Source organism: Streptomyces sp. NPDC001903 (assembly GCF_042891345.1).
GTDB lineage: Bacteria > Actinomycetota > Actinomycetes > Streptomycetales > Streptomycetaceae > Streptomyces.
This window is the reverse complement of the sequence record NZ_JBIASZ010000030.1, coordinates 68931-77410: the sequence shown is the minus strand read 5'-3', so window position 1 is coordinate 77410 and position 8480 is coordinate 68931. Positions and strand designations below refer to the sequence as shown.

Genomic DNA, 8480 nt, shown 5'->3' with positions numbered 1-8480 from the left:
GCGAGGGGCCGATGAAACCGATGTCGAGGGAGCCGCCGTTGAGGGCTTCGATCTCGGAGGGGCCCGCGTTGAAGGACTGCGGCTTGATCGCGGTGCCACCCAGCTCCTTGGCGATCAGCCCCTCCTGAAGACCGACCAGAGCCGTGGCATGCGTCAGATTCGGGAAGTACCCGATACGCACCTCGGACGCGGAGAGCTTCTTGTCGCCGGTCGCCGCGGCGTTCGCCTTCTTGTCCTCGGGCTTGTCGGCCTGGGAGCCGTAGCCGCAGGAGGCGAGCACGCCGATCAGCAGCGGCAGGGCGGCAGCGGCGGCGACGCCGCGGCGGGCGGCGGAACGGGACAGCGGGGTACGGGTGTTACCGGTGGCAGGCACGGGAGGTCTTCCTCTCGTAGCGTCAGCTCATGACGCACGTCTTCGTCTGTGGAGCAAGGACAGGTATAGCTGCTGGGGGGTGAGGGCGCGCAGGCGGTGCGCGTACGTCATCGCGCACATCGCGCCACTCCTCCCTGGCCGCTGCCCAGTTGGCCGCTGCCCACGCGGCCGCCTTCCTTGGCGAACGTGGAGTAGATGTCGGGGAGCATGGGCTAGAAGTCCCAACCCTCGTCGTCCGCCTGGACGGTCGTCCGGGCCTGGGAGGCGAAGGACTCGCCGGCCATGCCCGCCGCCAGGGTCGTGCCGTCCGCCGGGTCGATGAGCAGGAAGGACCCGGTACGGCGCGAGTCGGCGTACGCGTCGAGCGCGAGCGGCTCCGCGGTCCGTACGACGACGCGGCCGATGTCGTTGGCCACCAGCTGCCCGGGGTCCGGGTGCTGGGACAGGTCGTCCAGGGTCAGCCGCGAGGGGATCTCCTTCACGATGGCCTTGACCGTGCGCGTGGTGTGCTTGAGCAGCACCCGCGCGCCGACGGAGAGGGGCTGGTCCGCGACGTGGCAGACCGTCGCGATGACGTCCTGCGTGGTGGCGGGCGGGTTCGCGGACGGCGCGATCAGGTCGCCGCGCGAGATGTCGATGTCGTCCTTCAGGCGGACCGTCACCGACTGCGGGGCCCAGGCGATGTCCACGCTCTCGCCGAGCGCGTCGATCCCGTCGATGACCGACGTACGGCCCGACGGCAGGACGGTGACGGCCTCGCCGACGCGCAGCACGCCGGAGGCGATCTGGCCCGCGTAGCCGCGGTAGTCGGGGTGCTCGGCGCTCTGCGGGCGGATCACGTACTGCACCGGGAAACGAGCCGGGCAGGCGGTGAGGTCGTGGCTGACCGGGACGGTCTCCAGGTGCTCCAGCACGGTCGGGCCGCCGTACCAGTCCATGTTCGCGGACGGCTCGACCACGTTGTCCCCGGCGAGCGCCGAGATCGGGATCGCGGTGATCTCGGGGACGCCCAGGTCGGAGGCGTAGGCCGTGAACTCCTCGGCGATCTTGGCGAAGACGGACTCTTCGCAGCCGACCAGGTCCATCTTGTTGACGGCCAGGACCACGTGCGGCACGCGCAGCAGGGCCGCGACGGCGGCGTGCCGGCGGGTCTGCTCGATGACGCCGTTGCGGGCGTCGACCAGGACCACGGCCAGGTCGGCGGTGGAGGCGCCGGTGACCATGTTGCGGGTGTACTGCACGTGGCCGGGGGTGTCGGCGAGGATGAACCGGCGCCGGGCGGTGGCGAAGTAGCGGTAGGCCACGTCGATGGTGATGCCCTGCTCGCGTTCGGCCCGCAGGCCGTCGGTGAGCAGCGCGAGGTCCGGGGCGTCCTGCCCGCGGCTCGCGGAGACCCGCTCGACGGCCTCCAGCTGGTCGGTGAGGACCGACTTGGAGTCGTGGAGGAGGCGTCCGACCAGGGTGGACTTGCCGTCGTCGACGGAACCGGCGGTCGCGAAGCGCAGCAGAGTGGTCGTAGCCAGGTCGGCCAAGTTGGCGACCTGATCGGTGGTGGAGGTCATGGCTAGAAGTACCCTTCGCGCTTGCGGTCTTCCATCGCGGCCTCGGACATCTTGTCGTCGGCGCGGGTCGCGCCCCGCTCGGTGAGCCGGGAGGCGGCGATCTCGGTGATCACGGCGTCCAGCGTGGTGGCGTCGGAGTCGACGGCGCCGGTGCAGGACATGTCACCGACGGTCCGGTAGCGGACGAGCCGCGTCTCGGGCGTCTCACCCTCCTTCGGGCCGCCCCATTCGCCGGCCGTCAGCCACATGCCGTTGCGCTGGAAGACCTCGCGCTCGTGGGCGAAGTAGATCTCGGGCAGTTCGATGTTCTCGCGGGCGATGTACTGCCACACGTCCAGCTCGGTCCAGTTGGAGAGCGGGAAGACGCGGACGTGTTCGCCCGGGGCGTGGCGGCCGTTGTAGAGCTGCCACAGCTCGGGGCGCTGGCGGCGCGGGTCCCACTGGGAGAACTCGTCCCGGAGGGAGAAGACGCGCTCCTTGGCGCGGGCCTTCTCCTCGTCGCGGCGCCCGCCGCCGAACACGGCGTCGAACTTGAGGTGCTGGATCGCCTCCGTGAGCGGGACGGTCTGCAGCGGGTTGCGGACCCCGTCGGGGCGTTCGCGCAGCTTGCCGGCGTCGATGTACTCCTGGACGGAGGCCACGTGCAGGCGCAGGTTGTGCCTGGCCACCGCGCGGTCGCGGTAGTCGAGCACCTCGGGGAAGTTGTGCCCGGTGTCGACGTGCAGCAGCGTGAACGGCACCGGCGCGGGCGCGAACGCCTTGAGCGCCAGGTGCAGCATCACGATGGAGTCCTTGCCGCCGGAGAAGAGGATCACCGGCTTCTCGAACTCGCCCGCGACCTCGCGGAAGATGTGCACGGCCTCCGACTCGAGTGCGTCGAGGTGCGAGAGCGCGTAGGGCGCGGACCCCAGGGAATCGTCCGCAGCCCCGTGGACGTGTGCGACGGTGGCCGTCATGCCAGACCCCTCTCGGTGAGCAGCGCGTGCAGGGCCGAAGCCGACTCCTGCACGGTCTGCGTGTGCGACTCGATGCGCAGGTCCGGGGAGTCCGGAGCCTCGTACGGGTCGTCGACGCCGGTCAGACCGGAGATCTCGCCCGCCGCCTGCTTGGCGTACAGGCCCTTCACGTCACGCTCGGAGCAGACCTCGACCGGGGTGGCCACATGGACCTCCAGGTACGAGGTGCCCTCGGCGGCGTGCCGCTTGCGGACGGCCTCGCGGCTGTCCGCGAACGGCGCGATCACCGGCACGAGCGCCTTGACGCCGTTGCTCGCGAGGAGTTCGGCGACGAACCCGATCCGCTGCACGTTGGTGTGGCGGTCCTCCCGGGAGAAGCCCAGCCCGGCGGAGAGGAACTCGCGGATCTCGTCCCCGTCGAGTACCTCCACGCGGTGGCCCTCGGCGCGCAGCCGCTCGGCCAGCGCGTAGGCGATCGTGGTCTTGCCCGCGCTCGGCAGCCCGGTCAGCCACACGGTGGCGCCCTGGTCGCTCACGCTCATCTGCTTGCTCTCCGTCGCGTTCATAAGAGAAATGAGGTCGGTCATCAGCCGTGCAGTCCGCACTCGGTCTTGCCCCGTCCGGCCCAGCGGCCGGCCCGCGCGTCCTCGCCCTCCGCCACGCGGCGGGTGCAGGGGGCGCAGCCGACGGAGGCGTAGCCGTCCATCAGCAGCGGGTTGGTCAGGACCCCGTGCTCGGCCACGTAGGCGTCCACGTCGTCCTGGGTCCAGCGGGCGATCGGGGAGATCTTGACCTTCTGCCGCTTCTCGTCCCAGCCGACCACCGGGGTGTTCGCCCGGGTCGGGGACTCGTCGCGGCGCAGGCCCGTCGCCCATGCGTCGTACGCGGTCAGGCCCTCTTCCAGCGGCTTGACCTTGCGCAGCGCGCAGCACAGGTCGGGGTCGCGGTCGTGCAGCCTCGGGCCGTACTCCGCGTCCTGTTCGGCCACCGACTGCCGCGGGGTGAGGGTGATGACGTTGACGTCCATCACCGCCTCGACCGCGTCGCGGGTGCCGATGGTCTCCTCGAAGTGGTAGCCGGTGTCGAGGAAGACCACGTCCACGCCGGGGAAGGCACGGGCGGCCAGGTGTGCGACGACCGCGTCCTCCATGGAGGAGGTGACGCAGAACTTCTTGCCGAAGGTGTCGGCCGCCCAGCGCAGGATGTCCAGCGGGGAGGCGTCCTCGAGGTCGCGTCCGGCCTGCTCGGCGAGGGCTTTGAGACTCACGTCTTGAGCAGTGGTCATATCTCGTCCCCTCCAGCGGTGTCGGACCGGACGCCCCGGGACAGCAGCCCGAGGTACTTCAGCTGGAAGGCCCGGTTGCAGGACCTGCACTCCCAGGCGCCGTGACCCGTCTCGTTCGGAAACAGGTCCTCGTCGCCGCAGTACGGGCAGTAGAACGGGGCCGCGCGCTCGCTCACGAGAGGTCCTCGTCCTTCGCACGGGTCACCCAGGCGGCGAAGCGCTCGCCGTCCTCGCGCTGCTCCTCGAAGCGCGTGACGACCCGCTCGACGTAGTCGGGCAGACCGGCCGAGGTGACCTTGAGGCCGCGGACCTTGCGGCCGAAGCCGGCCTCCAGGCCGAGCGCGCCGCCCAGGTGGACCTGGTAGCCCTCGACCTGGTTGCCGTCGTCGTCGAGGACCAGCTGGCCCTTGAGACCGATGTCCGCCACCTGGATACGGGCGCAGGCGTTCGGGCAGCCGTTGATGTTGATCGTCAGCGGCTCCGCGAACTCCGGCAGCCGGCGCTCGAGCTCGTCGATCAGCGAGGCGCCGCGCGCCTTCGTCTCGACGATGGCCAGCTTGCAGAACTCGATGCCGGTGCAGGCCATCGTGCCGCGGCGGAACGGGGACGGCTTGACCCGCAGGTCCAGCGCCTCCAGCGCGGCGACGACGGAGTCGACCTTGTCGGCCTCGATGTCGAGGACGATCATCTTCTGCTCGGCGGTGGTGCGCAGGCGGCCGGAGCCGTGCTGCTCGGCGACGTCCGCGATCTTGGTCAGGGTGGCGCCGTCCACGCGGCCGACGCGCGGGGCGAAGCCGACGTAGAACCTGCCGTCCTGCTGCTGGTGCACGCCGACGTGGTCGCGCCACTGGCCGCTGGGCTGCGCGGGCGCGGGACCGTCGGTCAGCTTGCGCTTCAGGTACTCGTCCTCCAGGACCTGGCGGAACTTGGCCGGGCCCCAGTCGGCGACGAGGAACTTCAGCCGGGCGCGGGTGCGCAGGCGGCGGTAGCCGTAGTCGCGGAAGATCGAGATGACGCCCTCGTAGACGTCCGGGACCTCGTCGAGCGAGACCCAGGTGCCCAGGCGCACGCCCAGCTTGGGGTTGGTGGAGAGGCCGCCGCCGACCCAGACGTCGAAGCCGGGGCCGTGCTCGGGGTGCTCCACGCCGACGAAGGCGATGTCGTTGATCTCGTGCGCCACGTCGAGCAGCGGCGAGCCCGAGACCGCGGACTTGAACTTGCGGGGCAGGTTGGAGAAGTCCTTGTTGCCCACGATGCGGCGGTGGATCTCCTCGATGGCGGGCGTGCCGTCGATGATCTCGTCCCGGGCGATGCCGGCGACGGGCGAGCCGAGGATGACGCGGGGCGTGTCACCGCAGGCCTCGGTGGTGGACAGGCCGACGGCCTCCAGCCGGCGCCAGATCTCCGGGACGTCCTCGATCCGGATCCAGTGGTACTGCACGTTCTGCCGGTCGGTGAGGTCGGCGGTGCCGCGCGCGAACTCCTGCGAGATCTCGCCGATGACGCGCAGCTGCTCGGTGGTCAGCCGGCCGCCGTCGATGCGGACGCGCAGCATGAAGTACTTGTCGTCCAGCTCCTCCGGCTCCAGGATCGCGGTCTTGCCGCCGTCGATCCCGGGCTTGCGCTGGGTGTAGAGCCCCCACCAGCGCATGCGGCCGCGCAGGTCGTTGGGGTCGATCGAGTCGAAGCCCGTCTTGGAGTAGATCGTCTCAATGCGTGTCCGCACGTTGAGACCGTCGTCGTCCTTCTTGAACTGCTCGTTGCCGTTGAGGGGCGTGTGGTGTCCAACGGCCCACTGACCCTCACCGCGGTGACGGCCGGTCTTGCGGCGCGCGGCGGCTGCGGGAGCTGCGGCTGCGGTCGTTTCGGGGGTGGCGGCCATGGCGGTACGTCCTTCTTCGGCGGCTCGTTGCAAGGGCGGGGGGAGGGGCGGCGAGTGCCCCTGGGATCAGCCCTGCCGCTGAGCAGGTGCGGCCGATCGCCGCCCGATTCTCCGGTTGTGCCGGTGGTCAGGGCGGTGTTCTGCCTTCAGGGGACTGCGGGCTGCGGCGCCCCCGCCACGACGGTGTGCGGGGCGCTGGGCCGGGGCTGCGCGGCGGTGGCTGGTTCCGTCAGCGCGCCGAACAGATGGCGCTGGACATGCGGCCGAGGTCGACGTGCCGCCGACTCACCAAGGCAATTCCAGCTCCATTCATGGCGGAAGCGTGTCATGTGCCGATTGGAGGAGTCCACTACTGTCCATTATTCGGACGATGTAGTCCCGCATTCCGAGACGACGTGACGCCGGTCACGCCCTGAGGGCCGCGGGGCGCGGCCGGAAGAAGTCCCTCCATCGCGCCCGCGCCGCGGCCGCGGCCCCGTTTCCCCGTCCTCCGTCCCCCCGGGCCCTAGGCGCCCGGCCAGGGGCCGGGGGTGGGGCCGTCCTCCTTCTGCTCCGTCTCGGTCTTGAAGAGCCTGAAGCCGCGACGCAGGTAGTTGTCCATCGCCGTCGGGCCGTCCTGGCTGCACGTGTGGAGCCAGACCCGGGTCGTCGCCTCGCGTCCCGGCCAGCGCTCGGCCAGGGACCAGGCCGCGTCGACGCCCAGCGTCAGCAGGTGGCCGCCGATGCGGCGGCCCCGGAAGTCCGGGAGCAGCCCGAAGTACATGATCTCCACCACGCCGTCCTCCTGCGGGTCGAGCTCCACGTACCCCGCCGGCGTCCCGCGCTCGTACGCCACCCACGTCTCCACGCCGGGACGGCCCAGCTGCTCCACCCACTGCGCCCGGGTCAGCGACAGCCGGTCCGTCCAGTGGATGTCACCGCCCACCGAGGCGTAGAGGAAGCGGCTGAACTCCGGCGAGGGGACTTCCGCCCGCCGGACAGTGATCTCAGGCCCTGGGACGGCCGCCCGGACCAGATCCTGCGGCGAGGCCATTTCCAGGGACCACGTGGTGAGTGCGATGGTGCTCATGCAGGTCAGGGAATCACACCCCCGGCCGGCGCTCGGCGGCCCCCCGGGCCCCCGTACGGCCCCGCCGGGCCCTGACCACCGCCGGCGCCGTCGAGTGCGGCAGCAGCGCCGCCGGGTCCTCGGGGCGGATCAGCTCCACCTCCACGTCGTCCGCGAAGCGGTACGGGCGGTGGGTCAGCACCCCGCCCAGGTGCCGCCGTACCCGGGACAGCTCCGCCCGCACCGTCACCGTCCGCGTCGGGTCCCCGAACAGCTCCGCCGCCAGTTCCGCGGCCGACCGCCCCCGCGGACCCTCCGCCAGCAGGAACAGCAGCTCCGCGTGGCGCGGGCTCAGCTCCTGGGACCAGCTCCCGGCGGCCCCGTACACCGTGGCCGACCACACGCGCGGCCGGCTCAGGTCCAGCACGACCCGGCTCGCCGCCGCGCCCGTGCCCGGAGCCTCCGCGACGCGCAGCAGCCAGCCGCCCGGCAGCGGCTCCACCACGCAGTCCCCGAGCTGGGCCACCCACACCCGGCCCGGCCCGAACCCCTTCGGCAGTGCGATCCGGTCCGCCGGGGCCAGCCCCGTCACCGCCGCCGTCCAGCCGTGCGGGTCCACGGCCAGGGCCTGCCCCGGCAGCCGGGCCAGCAGCGGCGACGCGACCGCCCGCAGCCGCTCCAGCGATTCCAGGTGCCGGATCCGCAGCTCCCGCTCCGCCAGGCGGGCCACCGAGCTCACCCAGGCCAGCGTGGCCGGGTGCATGGTGGCCAGCGGCCCGCTGACGTCCACCACGCCCAGCAGCCGCCCGTCCCGCGGGTCCCGCACCGGGGCCCCCGCACAGGTCCAGTCGTGGTGGCTGGAGACGAAGTGCTCCGCCGAGAACACCTGGACCGGCTGGCGGGCCACCAGCGCCGTCCCCACCCCGTTCGTGCCGACCACCGCCTCGTCCCAGTCGGCGCCCACCGCGAACCCGAGCCGGTCGGCCTTGCGCAGGATCGAGGAGGCTCCCTCCCGCCACAGCAGCCGTCCCTCGGCGTCGGCGACGACCATGATGTGCAGCGCCGCGTCCAGCGCGGGCAGCAGCCCCTCGCGCAGCACCGGCAGGATCTCCCGCAGCGGCGAGACCTGCCGCCGCTCCTCCGTCTCGGCCGCCGACAGCATCCGCGAGCGCGCGTCCCGGTCCGGGTGCACCCCGCCCGCCAGCATCCGGCGCCAGGACTCGGCGATCTCCGGGCGGGGCTCCGCCGGCGGCTGGTCCCCGGCCAGCGCGGCCGCCCGCACCCCCTTGAGCAGACGCGCGGCCTCCCGCGCGTCCATGGCCGAGATGCGTGCCACATCGACCGTGCTGCCTGCGGTGTGGGCCACCGGAACCT

Annotated in this window: 10 protein-coding genes; all 10 read right to left on the bottom strand. The window is 71.9% G+C overall.

Translation table 11 applies throughout. The features are described 5' to 3' along the window. A partial coding sequence (locus ACFYZS_RS38685; RefSeq protein ID WP_389023740.1) for an ABC transporter substrate-binding protein occupies nucleotides 1–373 on the bottom strand: 373 nt, incomplete at its 3' end. A 212-nt stretch (nucleotides 374–585) separates the two neighbouring features. Continuing rightward, nucleotides 586–1935, bottom strand: coding sequence for a sulfate adenylyltransferase subunit 1 (locus ACFYZS_RS38680; RefSeq protein ID WP_389023737.1), 1350 nt, complete (start codon nucleotides 1933–1935; stop codon nucleotides 586–588). Between the two features lie 2 nt (nucleotides 1936–1937). Further along, a complete protein-coding gene (gene cysD / locus ACFYZS_RS38675) occupies nucleotides 1938–2891 on the bottom strand; it encodes a sulfate adenylyltransferase subunit CysD (protein ID WP_389023735.1) in 954 nt (317 codons plus the stop codon). Then, a complete protein-coding gene (gene cysC / locus ACFYZS_RS38670; RefSeq protein ID WP_327135746.1) occupies nucleotides 2888–3433 on the bottom strand; it encodes an adenylyl-sulfate kinase in 546 nt (181 codons plus the stop codon). The genes cysD and cysC overlap by 4 nt, the downstream gene beginning before the upstream one ends. A gap of 44 nt (nucleotides 3434–3477) precedes the next feature. Then, complete coding sequence (locus tag ACFYZS_RS38665) at nucleotides 3478–4176, bottom strand: phosphoadenylyl-sulfate reductase (RefSeq protein ID WP_389023733.1); 699 nt, start codon at nucleotides 4174–4176, stop codon at nucleotides 3478–3480. Next, nucleotides 4173–4352, bottom strand: a complete 180-nt coding sequence (locus tag ACFYZS_RS38660) for a hypothetical protein (RefSeq protein WP_030858032.1) — start codon at nucleotides 4350–4352, stop codon at nucleotides 4173–4175. Before ACFYZS_RS38660 ends, ACFYZS_RS38665 begins: the two co-directional genes overlap by 4 nt. After that, nucleotides 4349–6058 carry a nitrite/sulfite reductase gene (locus ACFYZS_RS38655; protein WP_389023730.1) on the bottom strand — a complete coding sequence of 570 codons (1710 nt, stop codon included), beginning with the start codon at nucleotides 6056–6058 and terminating at the stop codon, nucleotides 4349–4351. Before ACFYZS_RS38655 ends, ACFYZS_RS38660 begins: the two co-directional genes overlap by 4 nt. Nucleotides 6059–6287: 229 nt before the next feature. After that, on the bottom strand, nucleotides 6288–6371 hold the full coding sequence (locus tag ACFYZS_RS38650) for a putative leader peptide (RefSeq protein ID WP_351782709.1): 84 nt from the start codon (nucleotides 6369–6371) through the stop codon (nucleotides 6288–6290). A gap of 192 nt (nucleotides 6372–6563) precedes the next feature. Continuing rightward, entirely contained in the window at nucleotides 6564–7127 is a 564-nt protein-coding gene (locus ACFYZS_RS38645; protein WP_389023728.1) for a GNAT family N-acetyltransferase, read from the bottom strand. A gap of 13 nt (nucleotides 7128–7140) precedes the next feature. Beyond that, nucleotides 7141–8424, bottom strand: coding sequence for a GAF domain-containing protein (locus tag ACFYZS_RS38640; protein WP_389023748.1), 1284 nt, complete (start codon nucleotides 8422–8424; stop codon nucleotides 7141–7143). Between the last annotated feature and the right edge of the window lie 56 nt (nucleotides 8425–8480).